Here is a 15,348-nt window from a genome sequence, read left to right as displayed (position 1 = left end):
GGCGACGCCCGGCCAGCTCGAAAAGGCGCCGATGGCGATCCCGCTCAACACTGCGCTGCTCGGCAAGGACAGCGGCACGCCGATAGTCCCCGAGCGCCTGGTGATGCTGACCGAGGACTCGCAGGAGATCGTGTTCGACGGCCTCGTCGAACCGCCCGTCCTCTCGCTCAACCGCGGCTTCACCGCGCCGGTCACGCTGGATGCCGAAAAGGATCCGGCAACGCTCGCCTTCCTATCCGCGCATGACGACGACCCCTTTGCCCGCTACGAAGCGATGCAGCAATTGATGGTCGAAACGATCATCGACACGATTTCGGGCCGCGACGCCGATCACGCACCGGTAATCGAGGCGGTGCGCAAGACGCTAGCCGATCCCGATCTCGACAAGGCCTTCATCGCCGAAACCGTGCTGCTGCCGAGCGAGAGCTTCATCGGCGACCAGATGCTGGTCGTCGATCCCGAGGCCATTCATCGCGCGCGCGAGGCGCTGCGTGCCGATCTGGCGGTGACGCTCGAGGCCGAATGGCGCGCCGCCTATGCGGCGTCGAGCGGGAATGCCTATGAATACACGCCGTCCGCCAAGGCGCTCCGGCGGCTGCGCGGCGTGGCGCTCGGCTATATCGCCGTGAGCGGAACGGACGATGCGGCGCGTCTTGCGACCGAGCAGTTCGACGGCGCTGACAATATGACCGACCGCCAGGCGGCGCTCGGCGTACTCGCGAACAGCGACTGGCCGGAGCGGATCGCGGCGCTGGAGGAATTCTATACGCGCTATCGCGACGACACGCTCGTGCTCGACAAATGGTTCATGACTCAGGCCATGTCGATCCGCGATGATACGGTGGATGCGGTCGAAAAGCTTGCCGCGCATACCGATTTCAGCATCGAGAATCCGAACCGGTTCCGCTCGCTCATCGGCGCGTTCGGCGCGAACCAGCGCGCCTTTCATGCGGCGTCGGGCCGCGGCTATCGCTTCCTGGCCGATTTCATATTGAAGGCCGACGCGATCAACCCGCAGACGGCCGCGCGCATGCTGCCGCCGCTCGGGAAATGGCGGCGGTTCGACGAGGATCGCGGTGCGCTGATGCGGACCGAGCTGGAACGCATCCTCGCCGCGCCGAGCCTTTCGAAAGACGTTTACGAACAGGCATCGAAAAGCCTTGGCTGAGGCGCTGCGCATCGAACGCCGCGATGCGGCAGCATGGTCCGAAGTCCAGAAGCTGAGCGCGATCGTCTACACGCCGGAAATGCTCGCCCATAGCGAGTTTCACGACGTCGACTGGTCGCATGCGGAGCGCTGGATCCTCGGCTATGCGGGTGACACGCTGGTCGGATCGGCCGGTATCCCTCGGCGGCGGGCCCAGCTTGACGAAAACCCCGTCGCGGTCGCCGGCATCGGCGGCGTGAAGACGCATCCCGACTATCAGAAGCGCGGTATCGCATCGCGGATACTGGAAGACGCTCAGATGGTTATCGACGCGGATATCCGGCCGGATTTCAGCCTGATCTTCGTCGAAACCCATAATCGGGAATTTTACGAGAAGCGCGGCTGGCGGATTTTCGCGGGTACGGTTATGGTCGAACAACATGGAAAGCGGGTCGCTTTCCCGGACGGTGGCGCGATGGTGCGCGATGGCACTGCAGCCGCGCCGCGATCCGGGACGATCGATCTGATGGGCAAGCCCTGGTAACCTAGCCGACGACCCAATCGGAAAATTCGATCGCCATGCGGTTTGCCGCGCGATTGAGCGCCTGCGCCACGGTCTGCGCATCTTGCGCAAAGACGGGCTCGCGTTGTTCGAAGCGGCGCGTGCGGACCCCGTTCGCGTCGGTGATCGTTGCGTCATAGACGATCACCGTTTCGTTGGTGCGCGCGTCGAGGCCGAACTCGTGGAGCTGGCCGTTCACGATCATGCCGGGGTCGGCGGAATAGGTCGCCGGATCGAGCACGACGCGGCCCGTTCGCGCGGCGAGCGTCTCGCTGAGCAGGGCGCGGAACAGCTCGTTGGGCGTGTCCACCCATAGCGCGTCGGCAAGATAGGCGATCGTCGTCTCGCCGGTCTGTACGGGCAGGCGGTTGGTAATGAGTTTCTGCGGCACTTCGGGGCGCTGGACCGTGATCGCCTGCCCGACGGCCGCCGAGCGGGCCGATCCGCCCGCGACCTGCGCATCGGCGTTGAGCGCCATAAGGAAGGGCGGCGGCTCGGATCCGAAACTCACACAGCCGGTCAGGGTTGCCAGCGCTACCAATGGTAAAAACCGTTTCATCATCGGCTCCTATTGCGGCTCATATTCCGGAAGTCGGGTGGTGCCGACGAGCGAGCCCGCGCCCTCGCGGTTGATCCGCTGCGATACCGCGGTCAGCGCTTCGGACATCTCGCCGAGATCACGGACGAGCTGGCCGATTTCCGGTATCGTCTGCTGCGAGAAGGCGTTGAGGCCCGGTTCGGCCGCGGTGATCGTGCGATCCAGCGCTTCCATGCTCGATTCCGCGGACCGCACGGCCGACCTGAGGTCGCGCATCAACGCCTCGCCCTCGGTGCCGAGCAGGTTGTCGGTCGTATCGGCAAGTTCGCCGATTTCCTCCAGCGCGATGCCGGCTTCGCGGATCGCGATCCGGCTCTCCTGCAAGGTGGCGGTGATTTCCGGGCCCTGCGCGGCCAGCTCTTCGGTGAGCCTTTGCGTGTTTTCCAGGATTGCGGCGATGGAATTCTGGTTCCGGTCGCCGAGCAATTCGGTCAGCCTCTCGGTCAATGTCGTCAGCCGTTCGAGCAGGCGCGGCGCACTGTTGAGCAGCTCGCCGAACGCGCCCGGCCGGGTCGGGATGACGGGCACGCCGCCGGGACCCGCATCGTCGATCGGATCGGCACCCTGCACGCCGCCGTCCAGCGAGATTTGCGACACGCCGGTAAAGCCGATGCCTTCGATGGTCGCGGTCGTACCTTCAAGGATAGGCACATCCTCGCCGACCCGGATGCGGACGCGGACGAATTCGGGATTGTCCGGGACGAGCGCGATCTCCTCGATCTGGCCGACAGGCACGCCCGAATAGGTGACGCTGGAACCGCGGGCGAGGCCGTCCACCGACTGGGCGAAATAGATGTCATAGGCATTCTCGCCGCCATCGCCGAGCCGGGCGAGCCAGACGGTGAAGACCACGACGAGAATGATGAGGCCGAGCACCACGCTGCCGACTAATATCTGGTTCGATCGGTTTTCCATCCGTCCCTCCCAGCCCTAATGCGCGGCCGCCAGTGCAGCGCGTCCACGCGGACCGTTGAAATAATCCTGTATCCACGGGTGATCGAGAGCAAGCAATTCTTCGATCGGCGCGCAGGCGATCACCTTCTTGTCGGCCAGCACGGCGACCCGGTCGCAGATCGTGTGCAGCGTATCGAGATCGTGTGTGATCAGGAAGATGGTGAGACCCAACGCTTCCTTGAGTTCGAGGATCAGATTGTCGAACGCCGCGGCGCCGATCGGGTCCAGCCCGGCCGTCGGCTCGTCGAGAAACAACAGAATAGGGTCGAGCGCCAGCGACCGCGCCAGCGCCGCGCGCTTGCGCATGCCGCCCGACAGCTCGGAAGGATATTTGGGCGCATCCTCCGCCTTAAGTCCGCTCATCACGATCTTGAACGTCGCAATCTCGCAGAGCAGTTCCTCGTCGATATTCTTGTAGAATTCGCGCAGCGGCACCTGGACATTCTCGGCAACGGTCAGCGTCGAAAACAGCGCGCCGTTCTGAAAGAGCACGCCCCAGCGGCGGCGCAGGTCGAGATTCTCCTCCGCCGTCGCGCAATCCATTCGCTCGCCGAAAATGGTGATCTCGCCCTCGTCCGGCTCCTGCAGTCCGATGATCGAGCGCAGCAGCACCGACTTGCCCGTACCAGATCCCCCGACAACCCCCAGAATCTCGCCCTCCCGGACATCGATATCGAGATTCTCATGCACGACATTGTCGCCGAAACTGTTGCGCAGCCCGCGCACGGAGACGATCAGTTCCTCGCTCATCCCCAGCCCACCTCGGTGAAGAAGACCGCGAAAAAGGCGTCGAGCACGATGACGAGGAAGATCGCCTGCACGACCGCCGTGGTGGTGCGATTGCCGACCTCCTCGTTGTTGCCGCGCACCTGCATGCCCTGATAACAGCCGGCCAGGCCAATGATCATGCCGAAAACCGGCGCCTTGATCAGCCCGACCCACAGATCGGTCATCGGGACGACCTCGCGCAGGCGCAGGATGAAGGTCTCGGGCGGAATACCGAGGCTGATCCAGCATAGAAGGCCGCCGCCGACGATCATCAGGAAGGTCGAGTAAAAGCCGAGGAGCGGCATCAGCAACGTCGTGGCGAGGACGCGGGGCAGGACAAGCGCCTGCATCGGCGGCACGCCGATCGTGCGCATGGCGTCGATCTCCTCGGCGAGCTTCATCGATCCGATCTGGGCGGCGAAAGCGCTGCCCGAGCGGCCCGCGACCATGATCGCCGTCATCAGCACGCCCAGTTCGCGCGTCGTGATCCGCCCGATCAGGTTGATCGTAAATATCTCGGCGCCGAACTGCCGCAACTGAACCGCGCCCTGCTGGGCGATCACGATGCCGATCAGGAAGCTCATCAATCCGATAATGCCGAGCGCCGACACGCCGACGGTCTCGAACCGCTGGACGACCGCATTGAAGCGCATCTGCCCGGGATGGCGGATCACACTGCCCGTCGCGATGATCAGCCCGCCGAAAAAGGCGAGCAGGCCCTTGAGGCTGGAAAGCGATTCCAGCGTCGATGCGCCGATCCGTTCCAGCGTTTGCCGGACGCGCCCGCCCTCGTCGCGCCGCGTCTGCGCGGGATCGTCGGCGATAGTCACCTGGCGAATAAGCTGCTGCGCGTGCTCGCTGGCGCCGACGATCTCGGCATCATGATCGCGGCAAAGCTTGTAGACGATCCATGCGCCGACCGTATCGATCCGTTCAACGTCCGAGATATCGATCTTTGACGGGCCGCGTTCCAAAAGGGCCAGCCGACGCGGCACATCGCCGATACGTGCGATCGTCAGGCGGCCGGAAAAGCGCGCGATACGCTCGCCATTCTCCTCCAGTTCGGTGAAATCCGCCTCGACACTCATCGGCGTGCCTTGTGCGGTGAAAATCCGCGCTCGGCAAGGCGTTGCTTCATGCTATGGACCGTGGCGATGACGAAAATCGCGCTCTACGATCTCGACAAGACGATCACCAAACGGCCGACCTATATGTCCTTCCTGTTGCACGCGGCCTGGCGGCATGAGCGGTGGCGGCTTTTCTTCCTTCCGGGGCTGCTGTTCCTGTTTGCCGGCTATCTCGTGCGTGCGCTCAATCGGGGGACGCTGAAAGAGCGCATGCACGATATGTTGCTCGGCTCGCCGATCGATGCGGACAAGATGGCCCAGATCGCCGAAAGCTTTGCCGAGGTCATGCTCGCCGACAATGTCTATCCCCAGGCGCGTGCGCGGATCGCGAAGGAGAAAGCGGCGGGCCACCGGCTGGTGCTCGCCACCGCCTCCTATGGTTTCTACGTCGCGCCGCTCGCGCGCCGGCTCGGTTTCGACGACGTGATCGCGACGCGCGTCAAATATGACGAGGAGGGCCGGATACTGGCCGAAATCGATGGCGAGAATTGCTATGGCGAGGCGAAGCTGCGCCGGGTCGAGGCGTGGGCCGAGGCGGAGGGGCTGACCAAGGCGGACATTGCCGTGCGGTTCTATTCGGACAGCCAGACCGACGTCCCGGTATTCGATTGGTCCACCGAGCCGATTGCGACCAATCCCACCACCAGGTTGCGCAATATCGCGCGCAAAAATGGCTGGCGGATTATCGCCTGGGGATAGGAGTCCTGTTTGTCTGACAATCGAACCCCGGTGCCGCGCCGCGCCGCAGGCGAGGTCTGACAAAAAAGGCCGCCCGGAGGCAGCCCTTTTCGACGTCGATTGTCTCGCGCAGTCTAGATGCCGTCGCGTTCCATGCGCTTGCGCTCCAGCTTGCGGGCGCGGCGGATGGCGGCGGCGCGCTCGCGCGCACGCTTTTCGGACGGCTTTTCATAATGCCGGCGCAGCTTCATTTCGCGATACACACCCTCGCGCTGCAGCTTCTTCTTGAGCGCGCGGAGCGCCTGATCGACATTATTATCGCGAACTGAAACTTGCATAAACCCGTCTGTCTCCAATCGAACCGTCTCTTGCCGCAGGCCGAATCTTGCCGGCGGTTATCGAACTTTTTGCCAAAAACGATGTAGCCGCGGAATCGCGTTCCGCAGCGCTTCGACGGTGCAACTAGCAACGGATCGCCCGGATTTCAAGCGAAAAGCGTGGCCTGCCGCCCTCGACTCCGCAGCCGCTTTCGGCGAGAATGCGTGAAATTTTCCGCAAAGCCCGGAGTATCGCCATGGCCACCACGCTCGCTTCCACGAACGACCAGATGACCCAAGAGGAATGGACAGCCCGGCAGGAGCTGGCCGCCTGCTATCGCATTTTCGCGATGATGGGCTGGGACGAGGCGATCTTCAATCACATCACGGTCAAAGTGCCGAACGAGGAGGGGGCGTTCCTGATCAACCCGTTCGGGCTTCATTTTTCGGAAGTGAAGGCGTCGAACCTCGTGAAGATCGATATCGACGGCAACAAGCTCGATGGCAGCGAATTTCCGGTGAACAAGGCGGGCTTCGTCCAGCACAGCCTGTTTCACCGGCATCTGAGCGATGCGCATTGCATCATCCATACGCACACGACGGCAACGATGGCCGTCTGCTCGATGGAGGGCGGGTTGCAGCCGGTGAATTTCTACGCCTGCAATTTCATCGGGCGGCTGTCCTATCACGATTTCGAGGGCGTTACGGTGCGCGAGGAGGAGGGCGAACGGCTACTGGCCAACCTCGGCAAGAACCGGATTTTGATGCTCAGGAATCACGGGCCCGTGGTGATCGGGCGGACGCTGCCAATCGCGCTCATCCAATATTGGGCGCTGCAGCGGGCCTGCGAGATCCAGGTCGCGACGATGAATGCCGGCGATCCGATCGTCATCCCGCAGGACGTGATCGACGTGCATCAGCGCGATATCTCCCAGACCCAGGCCTCGGCCGAACCGGGCCGAGCGGAATTCGACGCCTGGGTCCGGCAGGTCGACCGAATCGATACGAGCTGGCGGGAATAAATTCCCCTGCCATTTCTCGCAAACCGCGCTAAAGCTGCGCCATGACCCGGATGACCGTCAACGGCCAGCCCGTCCATTATCGGATGGACCCGCGCACCCCGCTGCTGTGGGCGCTGCGCGATGCCTCCAACCTCACGGGCACCAAATATGGCTGCGGGATCGGGGTGTGCGGGGCGTGCACGGTGAATCTCGATGGCCGGGCCGTGCGCGCGTGTCAGCTCAGCATCGCCGATGCCGAAGGCGCGTTCATCACGACGATCGAGGCGCTCTCGCGTGGCCGCGACCATCCGGTGCAGCAGGCCTGGATCGAGAATATGGTTCCGCAATGCGGCTATTGTCAGTCGGGCGTGATCATGGCCGTCGCCGCGTTGATCGACGGCAATGCCAATCCGAGTGACGACGAGATCGACGAGGCGATCACCAATATCTGCCGCTGCGGCACCTATCCGCGCATGCGCGAGGCGATCCGGCTGGCGGCGCGCGTGTCGCGCGGCGAGGAGCGTCTGGCCTCCGCCCCGCCGCCCGGCATCGATCCCGAAGATGCCGCAGCGAATGTCGAAGCGCTCACGCCGCCCGAGGATAGCGAGGGCGACGACCCCGGCCGCATCGTCAGCGAGTAGCTGGTGCGCAGGCACGAACGGTCTGCGTTAATGAAATCTTGCTATTTCCTGACTCGCGAGTTCAGGCTCGCCTCATAGCGGCGCGTCTACCAACCCTCCATCGGTGGCCATTCCCGAGCCGCCAGAGATGGAGATGTAACAGATGCGTATCAAATGGATCGCTTTGTTGCTGGCGGCGACTGCGGGAACACCAGCCCTCATTGCCCCGGCACAGGCACAGAATTTCCGCGAAGGCGGTGCGGCCGGCGTGCATAGCGCGCGGCCCGAAGTCGCGATGGCGATGCAACAGCGAGACGGACGTGCGAACCGCCAGGAACGGCGCGCCAATCGTGGCGAGCGCCGGGCGAACCGGGCCGACAATCGCAACAATCGCGGTCAGGCGCGCCTTGATCGCCGTCAGGACCGCCGGGCCGAAAGACGAGGCGAGCGCCGAGGCGAACGTCGCGCTGAACGCAGACAGGAACGTCGCGCAGAGCGCCGGTTCGATCGCCGCCAGGACCGCAGGGCCGAACGTCGCGCAGAACGTCGGCAAGAGAGGCGCGCCGAGCGTCGCTTCGACCGCAGGCAGGATCGTGGGGCGGAACGCCGGTTCGACCGTCGTCAGGAACGCCGCGCGGAACGCCGGTTCGACCGCCGACAAGACCGTCGCGCAGAACGCCGTTTCGATCGTCGTCAGGACCGCAGAGCCGAACGGCGCTGGGAACGGCGCCAGGATCGCCGGGCGGACCGCCGCTGGGAGCGTCGTCAGGACCGTCGGGCGGACCGTCGCTGGGAACGGCGTCAGGATCGTCGTGCAGAGCGCCGCTGGGACCGTCGCCAGGACCGTCGCGCCGAACGTCGGTGGGAACGCCGTCAGGCGCGCCGCGACTGGCGCCGGTGGAACCGCCAGGCATGGCGGGCCGATCGGCGGTACAATTGGCGCTATCACCGCAACTATAACCGCAACGTCTATCGGCTTGGCCGCTACTATGCGCCCTATCGCGGATACCGGTATCGCCGGTTCGATGTCGGGCTCTATATCGGCGCTGCCTTTTTCGGATCGCGCTACTGGCTGAACGATCCGTGGCGTTATCGCTTGCCGGCGGCTTACGGCCCGTATCGGTGGATCCGCTACTTCGATGACGTGCTGCTGATCGATACCCGGGACGGCTATGTCGTCGACGTGATCCACGACTTCTTCTGGTAGGACAGCAGAGGGCGGTAGAAGCAACGGCTCGGAGCAGCGCGCTCCGGGCCGTTCTTTTTTGGGCCGCGCCGGATTTTGGCTTGCCAGCCGAAGGCGGAATGCGCGAGCATGACGCAACAGGGGAGATCACCATGTTACGTTTGCTATTCGTCATCGCCTTGCTCTTCGCCGCGACCGCCGCGCCGGCGCAGGAGGGTACGACCGTCATCCATGCCGGATCGGTGATTACCGAAGCCGGAAGCCCGGCGCGCGGCGCCTCGACGATTACGGTGCGCGACGGGCAGATCGTCAGCATCGCCGACGGGCATCAGCCGGCAGGCGAGGGCGCCGAACTGGTCGACCTGTCCGATCATACCGTGCTGCCGGGGCTGATCGAGATGCACTCGCATCTGGGCGGCAATCCGGGCGGCGACTATCGGGACCGGGCTGTCGAAACAGCAGAATGGAGCGCCGTGCTCGGCGTTACCACGATGGCGACAACGGCTCGGGCCGGTTTCACGACCGTGCGCGTACCGGGTATCGGCAACGATGTCGGGCATGCGTTGCGCCGCGCGACGGCGGAGGGGCGGCTGCCCGGACCGCGCATCCTGACCTCCGGTCATGGCATTTCGATCATCGGCGGCCATGGCGACGTGTCGGGCTTCCGTGAAGATGTGCTCGCAGTATTGGGCGGGCAGAATACCTGTACCGGCCCGGTCGAATGCGCGGCGCGCGTGCGCGAGGCAGGGCGGCGCGGTAGCGACTTCATCAAAATCACCGCGACCGGCGGCGTGCTGAGCCAGCAGGCGCGCGGGCTCGACCAGCATTTCACCGACGAGGAGATGCGCGCGATCGTCACGACGGCGCACAGCCTCGGCATGCATGTCGCGGCCCATGCCCACGGACCGCGCGGGATCGAAGCGGCGGCGCGCGCCGGGGTGGATACGATCGAGCACGGCACCTTTGCCGATGCCGCGGCGCTGACGGCGATGCGCGAAAACGGCACGGCCTTCGTGCCGACGCTGATGGCCTATACCGGGATCCGCGAGCGGCTCGGCACGGGCGTCTATACGCCGCAGGTCGAGGACAAGATCCGCGAGACGCTGTCGGTTGTCGGCCAGGCCGCCCGCCGGGCGCACGAACAGGGCATCACGGTCGTTTTCGGCACCGATGCCGGCGTGTTCGAACATGGCCGCAATGCCGAGGAGCTTGCCATGTATGTCGAGCTGGTCGGGATGACGCCTGTCGAGGCGCTGCGGTCGGCGACGACCGATGCCGCGGAAGTGCTTGGCATGGAGAATGAAATCGGCCGGCTCGCGCCCGGCTATTCGGCCGACCTTATTGCCGTGCAGGGCGATCCGCAGTCCGATATCCGCGTGCTCGAAAATGTCGATTATGTGATGGTGCGCGGGCGGACGATCCATTGACGGGGCCGCGCCCGTTTCCGGGCTAGGCACGAATCGCGCGATTTGATAGCGGAGCGCGCATGAGCCTTACCGAACCGTCCGTCCTGGCCGAACGCAATCGCGAGATCATCGCGCATATCGAAAGCCACCCGAACATCCAGCGGGTGCCGACGCGCAATATCGATATCTACCAGTGCCGCGATTTCCTGAATGACGAGGAATGCCGGCTGCTGATCGAGAAGATCGACCGCGATGCGCGGCCCTCCACGCTCCTGTCGAGCACCGACGATACCGAGTTCCGCACGAGCTCGAGCACCGATTTCGACCGGCAGGAACCGGCAATCGATGCGATCGAGGAGAAGATCGTCCGCTTCATGGGCATTCCCAAGGAAAATGGCGAGACGATCCAGGGCCAGCGCTACGAGGTCGGCCAGCAGTTCAAGCCGCACAATGACTGGTTCTATGACAATCAGGACTATTGGAAGACGGAGAAGGAACAGGGCGGCCAGCGCATCTGGACGGCGATGGTATTTCTCAACGACACGCAGGTTGGCGGGGCCACGCGGTTCAAGCGGCTCGGCAAGATGTTTCACGCCGAAAAAGGCAAATTGCTCTGCTGGAACAATCTGACGCATGAAGGCGTGCCCAACGAATGGTCGCTGCATCAGGGGATGAAGGTGCGCAAGGGTGTCAAATATATCATCACCAAATGGTTTCGCGAGCTGCCCTGGGTGCATGGCGGCCTGCCGAGCGGCTATTGAGCAGCCCGGCGCCGGACGCGCCAAGATGCATTTTGCAGAAGCTGGGCGGCGGCCTGCCTAAAAGCCGTTTACAGCCGCCTCGACACAGAGGATTGCCTTCGGCCATCTTCTGTATTAGTTGAACAATACACCAAGACTTTCAGACTTCCATCGGAGAGACATAGCCATGACCCGTAAACTCATCCTGCTCGCCTCGGCGGCTGCACTGCCGTTGTTCGCAACCCCGGCATATGCCGATCATCATGCCGAAGCGGCGGCCGAAGCCGCCGAGATGACCGAAGACCAGCGCTTGCGCGCGCTCTTCGCGGCGAGCGACGAAGACAATCTGCGCCGCAATCCCATCATGGCGCTGTTCCGCGGCGACATGCGCTATGCGGATCGGATCGGCGATTTCATTACCGACGAATATTTCGACGGCGAGCGTGCGGCCGCGCAGGCCAATCTCGCGGCGCTCGAAGAGATCGACCGCTCCGCGCTCTCGCCGACCAACCAGATCGCCTATGATATCTTTCGGCTGGACCAGGAAGAAAATCTCCGCGACCTGACGCCCGAGCTGATGGCGGTGACGGTCGTGCGCCCCGTCAACCATTTCTCGGGTTTCCATACCTTCTATCCGACCTTCGCGTCGGGCCAGGGAGCTGCGCCGTTCAACACGGTCGAGGATTACGAGAATAATCTCAGCCGCCATCGGGACTTCATCACGATCAGCGACCGGTCGATCGGACGCTTCCGCGAAGGCATGGAGTCGGGCGTGTTCGAGAGCCAGCTCACGATCGGCCGGGTCGTCGAGCAGCTCGATACGCAACTCGCCGAAGATATCGAGGATTCGCCTTACTATCGGCCGGTTCTCAACTTCCCGGACGACATTTCGGCCGAGGATCAGGCGCGCCTCACCGCCGCCTATCGCGAATCCACCCAGGCGATATTCGACGCCTATACGCGGATGCGCGATTTCCTGCGCGACGAGTATCTGCCGGTCGCGCGCGAAGGCGTCGGCCTCACCCATATGCAGGGCGGCGATATGCTCTACGCGCAGATGGTGCGCGATACGACGACCCTCGATCTGACGCCCGATTACATCCACGATCTCGGTCTTGCGGAGGTTGCCCGGATCACGCGCGGTTTCGAGCAGATCCGCGACGAGGTCGGTTTCGAGGGCACGCTGCAGGAGTTTTTCGAACACATCCGCACCGATCCGCAGTTCAAGCCGGAATCGCGCGAATGGCTGGGCGAGGAATATTACCGGATCGGCGAGCGCGTCGATCAGCGCATCTCCGAGCTCTTCTCGACGATCCCGACGAGCCCGCTCGAAATCCGCGCGGTCGAGCCCTTCCGCGAGGCGACGGCCGCGGGCGGTTCCTATCAGTCCGGTACGCCCGACGGGTCGCGCCCCGGCGTATTCTACTACAATGCCTATAATCTCGACGAGCGGCTGACGCCGGGCATGGAGACGCTCTACCTTCATGAGGGCGCGCCGGGCCATCACTTCCAGATCAGCCTTGCGCAGGAAAATGCGGACCTGCCCAACTTCATGCGATTTGGCGGCAACACGGCCTTTGTCGAGGGCTGGGCACTGTACAGCGAGACCCTCGGGCCGGAGCTCGGCCTGTTCACCGATCCCTATCAGCGCTTCGGGCATCTCAATGACGAGATGCTCCGTGCGATGCGGCTCGTCGTCGATACGGGTCTGCACTCCAAGGGTTGGACGCGCGAACAGGCGATCGAGTATATGCTTGCCAATTCGGGCATGACCAATGTCGAAGCGACGAGCGAAGTCGAACGCTATATCGCCATCCCGTCGCAGGCGCTGGCGTACAAGGTCGGCTCGCTGACCATCCAGGCGCTGCGGGCGCAAGCCGAGGAAGCGCTGGGCGAGAATTTCGACATCCGCGGCTTCCACGAGCAGGTGCTCAACACAGGCGCCCTGCCCATGGCCGTGCTCGAGGACAAGATCTACGACTGGATCGAAGCGAATGGCGGCGCACGCCCCGCTGGCATCGACCTGATGGCCGTGCACGATTACGACGCGGCGGACTGAACAGTGCGATAGACAGGAAGGGCGCTCCCGGTTCGCCGGGGGCGCCTTTTCTATTGCGGGTCGTCTGGCCCCAGATCGGCGTGGAGATCGCGCGGGCGGACATAGCGGCGCAGCTTGCCGGTGCCGGGCGCGATATCGGCCCAGCTGTCGACGTCGAACTCCATCTCCGCGAGCGCGCAGGTCGGGAATTTTTCTTCGACCGCCGCGCGCGCCGTGTCGCCCTTGCTGTCCGGCACCAGCAGCAGCACCAGATCCTCAAGCCCCGAATTGTGTCCGGAGAGCAGCAGCGATCCCGCCGTATCGTCGGCTTCGTGAACGATATCGAGCAGCGTCATGTTGGACGCGAGATAGGCGCGGCTGTCCCATTCCGGCTCGATCGGTTCGCCATAGCCCTGGGCCACGCTTTCCAGCGTCTCGACGACGCGGACTGCGGGTGAGGCGATGACGGCGTCGAACATCACGCCCTCTTCCTGCATATGCTCGCCCATCATCTTGGCGGCTCGTTTGCCCTTCTCGTTGAGCGGACGGTCGAAGTCGCGCTTGACGGGGTCGTCCCAGCTCGATTTGGCGTGACGCAGGAGGATCAGGCGCTTCATGAAGTCTCCGCAGGATTGGGCTTCCAGTCCTGTTGCCCCAATTCGGTGACAGAAGAAAGACGCGCTTCGACGCGCGCCACCGCCTCGTCGAGCGGCACGCGGGATACCGGCGTGCCTTCGGGAAAAGCGGTGAGCAGGCGCGACGGCGTCGCCGCGGATAGCAATACGAACATGCCGCTATCGTCCTTGCGGCGAATGAGGCGGCCAAAGGCTTGGGCGAGCCGGGCGCGCACGACCCGGTCGACATAGGCATTCCCGCCATTGGCGAGCTTGCGCGCCGCGTGGAGCACCGTCGGCCGCGGCCAGGGCACGGTTTCCAGGAGCACGAGCCGCAGCGAATGGCCGGGCACGTCGACGCCGTCCCTGAGCGCGTCAGTGCCGAGCAGCGAGGCGCGGGCGTCGTCCCGGAAGATATCGATCAGCGTGCCGGTATCGATCGGATCGACATGCTGGCTGAATAGCGGCAGGCCGCCCCGCGCAAGCCGGTCCGCAATCCGCGCATGGACGGCTTTCAGCCGGGCGATGGCCGTGAGTAGCCCGAGCGTGCCGCCATTCGCCGCCTCGATCAGCCGGGCGTACGCGCCGGCAAGTGCCGGGATATCGCCCTTTTTGAGGTCGGTAACGATCAGCACTTCGCTGTTCGCCGCATAGTCGAACGGGCTCGGCGCCTCGAACCGCTCGGGCGCGAAATCGAGATGCGGCGTGCCAGCGCGCGCTTCGGCCGCCTCCCAATCCTCGCCGCCTTTGAGCGTTGCGGAGGTCACGATCAGGCCATGGGCCGGCTTGATCACGGTTTCGGCGAGCGGCTTGGTCGGATCGAGCCAGTGGCGGTGCAGGCCGATATCATATTCGCGCCCTTCATAACGGTCGATCGCCAGCCAATCGACGAAGTCGGGGTCGGCCGGGCCGCCGAGCCGCGCGAGGAGCGCGATCCAGCTCGCCAGCATCTGACCGCGCATCGTAAGGCCCATCATCGCGCCTTCTATACGGGCCCGCGCCTGGGCATCGACCCAGTCGGGTGCGTCTTCCAGCACCGCCTCCAGCCGTTGCCGGAGGATCGCGAGCGGCCGGTGCAGTGCTTCCAGCGCTTCCGTCGCCGCACCGACGGCGGCGATCAGCGCGCCGTCCAGCTCGGCCGCCTCGGTCTCGATCCCATAGCCTGCGTCCTGCGCCTTGGCGCGCGCGAACACCGTGCCGCGGACGGCGGCGAGCAGCTTTTCGATAGGCCCCAACGGAATGCCCTCGGCGATCCGGCCGAGCCAGCCGTCGCCGGGCAGTGCCGCGGCCGCCGCATTGGCCGCCTCGATCGCGTCGCCCCCAGCCTCGTCGTAGGAAGCGACGTCCATGAGCCGCGCCGAAAGCCCCCGCCGCCGCCCGCGATGCTTGCCTTCGGGTCCGATGATCCAGCGGCGCAGTTCGATGGCCTCCTGCCCGGTCAGCGCGGCGGAAAAGGTCGAATCGGCGGCGTCGAACAGGTGATGGCCTTCGTCGAACACGATGCGGGTCAGCGCCGCGCTATCCTCGCGCCGCCGCTCGGCCATGATCATCAACAGCGCATGGTTGGCGATCACGAGATCGGCGCCCTCGGC

16 protein-coding genes are annotated in these 15,348 nt (G+C 64.4%); 9 read left to right on the top strand and 7 right to left on the bottom strand.

Features of this window, described 5'->3' with window-relative positions:
- Together ACTS1Z_RS12515 and ACTS1Z_RS12510 are read left to right on the top strand one after the other, a co-directional pair.
- A partial coding sequence (locus tag ACTS1Z_RS12515) for a DUF3458 domain-containing protein (RefSeq protein WP_442624807.1) occupies positions 1-1,168 on the top strand: 1,168 nt, incomplete at its 5' end.
- The gene (locus ACTS1Z_RS12510; RefSeq protein ID WP_442624806.1) at positions 1,161-1,691 is read left to right on the top strand and encodes a GNAT family N-acetyltransferase; all 531 of its coding nucleotides are present in this window, start codon (positions 1,161-1,163) and stop codon (positions 1,689-1,691) included. The genes ACTS1Z_RS12515 and ACTS1Z_RS12510, both read left to right, overlap by 8 nt.
- 1 nt (position 1,692) lies before the next feature.
- On the opposite strand, the gene ACTS1Z_RS12505 is transcribed toward ACTS1Z_RS12510, so the two are convergent.
- The 4 genes from ACTS1Z_RS12505 to ACTS1Z_RS12490 are packed head-to-tail and all read right to left on the bottom strand — an operon-like array spanning position 1,693 to position 5,117.
- Positions 1,693-2,268 carry an ABC-type transport auxiliary lipoprotein family protein gene (locus ACTS1Z_RS12505; RefSeq protein ID WP_442624805.1) on the bottom strand — a complete coding sequence of 192 codons (576 nt, stop codon included), beginning with the start codon at positions 2,266-2,268 and terminating at the stop codon, positions 1,693-1,695.
- Positions 2,269-2,277: 9 nt separating this feature from the next.
- Positions 2,278-3,222, bottom strand: a complete 945-nt coding sequence (locus ACTS1Z_RS12500) for an MlaD family protein (RefSeq protein ID WP_442624804.1) — start codon at positions 3,220-3,222, stop codon at positions 2,278-2,280.
- Between the two features lie 15 nt (positions 3,223-3,237).
- Complete coding sequence (locus tag ACTS1Z_RS12495) at positions 3,238-4,011, bottom strand: ABC transporter ATP-binding protein (protein ID WP_442624803.1); 774 nt, start codon at positions 4,009-4,011, stop codon at positions 3,238-3,240.
- Positions 4,008-5,117, bottom strand: coding sequence for an MlaE family lipid ABC transporter permease subunit (locus tag ACTS1Z_RS12490; RefSeq protein ID WP_442624802.1), 1,110 nt, complete (start codon positions 5,115-5,117; stop codon positions 4,008-4,010). Before ACTS1Z_RS12490 ends, ACTS1Z_RS12495 begins: the two co-directional genes overlap by 4 nt.
- Positions 5,118-5,165: 48 nt before the next feature.
- Between ACTS1Z_RS12490 and ACTS1Z_RS12485 the strand changes: the two genes are divergently transcribed.
- Positions 5,166-5,855: an HAD family hydrolase gene (locus ACTS1Z_RS12485; protein WP_442624801.1), complete on the top strand. Its 690-nt coding sequence runs from the start codon at positions 5,166-5,168 to the stop codon at positions 5,853-5,855.
- 113 nt (positions 5,856-5,968) lie between these two features.
- On the opposite strand, the gene rpsU is transcribed toward ACTS1Z_RS12485, so the two are convergent.
- Positions 5,969-6,172, bottom strand: a complete 204-nt coding sequence (rpsU, locus tag ACTS1Z_RS12480) for a 30S ribosomal protein S21 (protein ID WP_176869605.1) — start codon at positions 6,170-6,172, stop codon at positions 5,969-5,971.
- Positions 6,173-6,408: 236 nt separating this feature from the next.
- Between rpsU and ACTS1Z_RS12475 the strand changes: the two genes are divergently transcribed.
- From ACTS1Z_RS12475 to ACTS1Z_RS12450, 6 genes are all read left to right on the top strand, one after another.
- Entirely contained in the window at positions 6,409-7,173 is a 765-nt protein-coding gene (locus ACTS1Z_RS12475; RefSeq protein ID WP_442624800.1) for a class II aldolase/adducin family protein, read from the top strand.
- Between the two features lie 41 nt (positions 7,174-7,214).
- The gene (locus tag ACTS1Z_RS12470) at positions 7,215-7,793 is read left to right on the top strand and encodes a (2Fe-2S)-binding protein (RefSeq protein ID WP_442624799.1); all 579 of its coding nucleotides are present in this window, start codon (positions 7,215-7,217) and stop codon (positions 7,791-7,793) included.
- Between the two features lie 142 nt (positions 7,794-7,935).
- Entirely contained in the window at positions 7,936-8,979 is a 1,044-nt protein-coding gene (locus tag ACTS1Z_RS12465; RefSeq protein ID WP_442624798.1) for an RcnB family protein, read from the top strand.
- Positions 8,980-9,110: 131 nt separating this feature from the next.
- The gene (locus ACTS1Z_RS12460) at positions 9,111-10,385 is read left to right on the top strand and encodes an amidohydrolase family protein (RefSeq protein ID WP_442624796.1); all 1,275 of its coding nucleotides are present in this window, start codon (positions 9,111-9,113) and stop codon (positions 10,383-10,385) included.
- A 59-nt stretch (positions 10,386-10,444) separates the two neighbouring features.
- Positions 10,445-11,125 (top strand): 2OG-Fe(II) oxygenase, encoded by a 681-nt coding sequence (locus ACTS1Z_RS12455; protein WP_442624795.1) that lies wholly within the window; start codon positions 10,445-10,447, stop codon positions 11,123-11,125.
- A 166-nt stretch (positions 11,126-11,291) separates the two neighbouring features.
- Entirely contained in the window at positions 11,292-13,163 is a 1,872-nt protein-coding gene (locus ACTS1Z_RS12450) for a DUF885 domain-containing protein (protein ID WP_442624794.1), read from the top strand.
- Positions 13,164-13,213: 50 nt separating this feature from the next.
- On the opposite strand, the gene ACTS1Z_RS12445 is transcribed toward ACTS1Z_RS12450, so the two are convergent.
- Positions 13,214-13,759, bottom strand: a complete 546-nt coding sequence (locus ACTS1Z_RS12445; protein ID WP_442624793.1) for a SixA phosphatase family protein — start codon at positions 13,757-13,759, stop codon at positions 13,214-13,216.
- The coding region (locus ACTS1Z_RS12440) for a helicase C-terminal domain-containing protein (protein WP_442624792.1) at positions 13,756-15,348 on the bottom strand (1,593 nt) is incomplete at its 5' end. The genes ACTS1Z_RS12445 and ACTS1Z_RS12440, both read right to left, overlap by 4 nt.

Source organism: Parasphingopyxis sp. (assembly GCF_052168295.1).
GTDB lineage: Bacteria > Pseudomonadota > Alphaproteobacteria > Sphingomonadales > Sphingomonadaceae > Parasphingopyxis.
The sequence above is the reverse complement of the archived record's forward strand: the minus strand, read 5'-3'. Positions and strand labels throughout refer to the sequence as shown.

What these genes read in the sequence shown, in the direction of transcription:
- ACTS1Z_RS12490 (WP_442624802.1), bottom strand. Translation starts at nt 5,117, where the DNA reads ATGAGTGTCGAGGCGGATTTCACCGAACTGGAGGAGAATGGCGAGCGT.
- ACTS1Z_RS12505 (WP_442624805.1), bottom strand. Translation starts at nt 2,268, where the DNA reads ATGAAACGGTTTTTACCATTGGTAGCGCTGGCAACCCTGACCGGCTGT.
- ACTS1Z_RS12450 (WP_442624794.1), top strand. Translation starts at nt 11,292, where the DNA reads ATGACCCGTAAACTCATCCTGCTCGCCTCGGCGGCTGCACTGCCGTTG.
- ACTS1Z_RS12465 (WP_442624798.1), top strand. Translation starts at nt 7,936, where the DNA reads ATGCGTATCAAATGGATCGCTTTGTTGCTGGCGGCGACTGCGGGAACA.
- ACTS1Z_RS12470 (WP_442624799.1), top strand. Translation starts at nt 7,215, where the DNA reads ATGACCCGGATGACCGTCAACGGCCAGCCCGTCCATTATCGGATGGAC.
- ACTS1Z_RS12485 (WP_442624801.1), top strand. Translation starts at nt 5,166, where the DNA reads ATGCTATGGACCGTGGCGATGACGAAAATCGCGCTCTACGATCTCGAC.
- rpsU (WP_176869605.1), bottom strand. Translation starts at nt 6,172, where the DNA reads ATGCAAGTTTCAGTTCGCGATAATAATGTCGATCAGGCGCTCCGCGCG.
- ACTS1Z_RS12460 (WP_442624796.1), top strand. Translation starts at nt 9,111, where the DNA reads ATGTTACGTTTGCTATTCGTCATCGCCTTGCTCTTCGCCGCGACCGCC.
- ACTS1Z_RS12495 (WP_442624803.1), bottom strand. Translation starts at nt 4,011, where the DNA reads ATGAGCGAGGAACTGATCGTCTCCGTGCGCGGGCTGCGCAACAGTTTC.
- ACTS1Z_RS12455 (WP_442624795.1), top strand. Translation starts at nt 10,445, where the DNA reads ATGAGCCTTACCGAACCGTCCGTCCTGGCCGAACGCAATCGCGAGATC.
- ACTS1Z_RS12445 (WP_442624793.1), bottom strand. Translation starts at nt 13,759, where the DNA reads ATGAAGCGCCTGATCCTCCTGCGTCACGCCAAATCGAGCTGGGACGAC.
- ACTS1Z_RS12500 (WP_442624804.1), bottom strand. Translation starts at nt 3,222, where the DNA reads ATGGAAAACCGATCGAACCAGATATTAGTCGGCAGCGTGGTGCTCGGC.
- ACTS1Z_RS12475 (WP_442624800.1), top strand. Translation starts at nt 6,409, where the DNA reads ATGGCCACCACGCTCGCTTCCACGAACGACCAGATGACCCAAGAGGAA.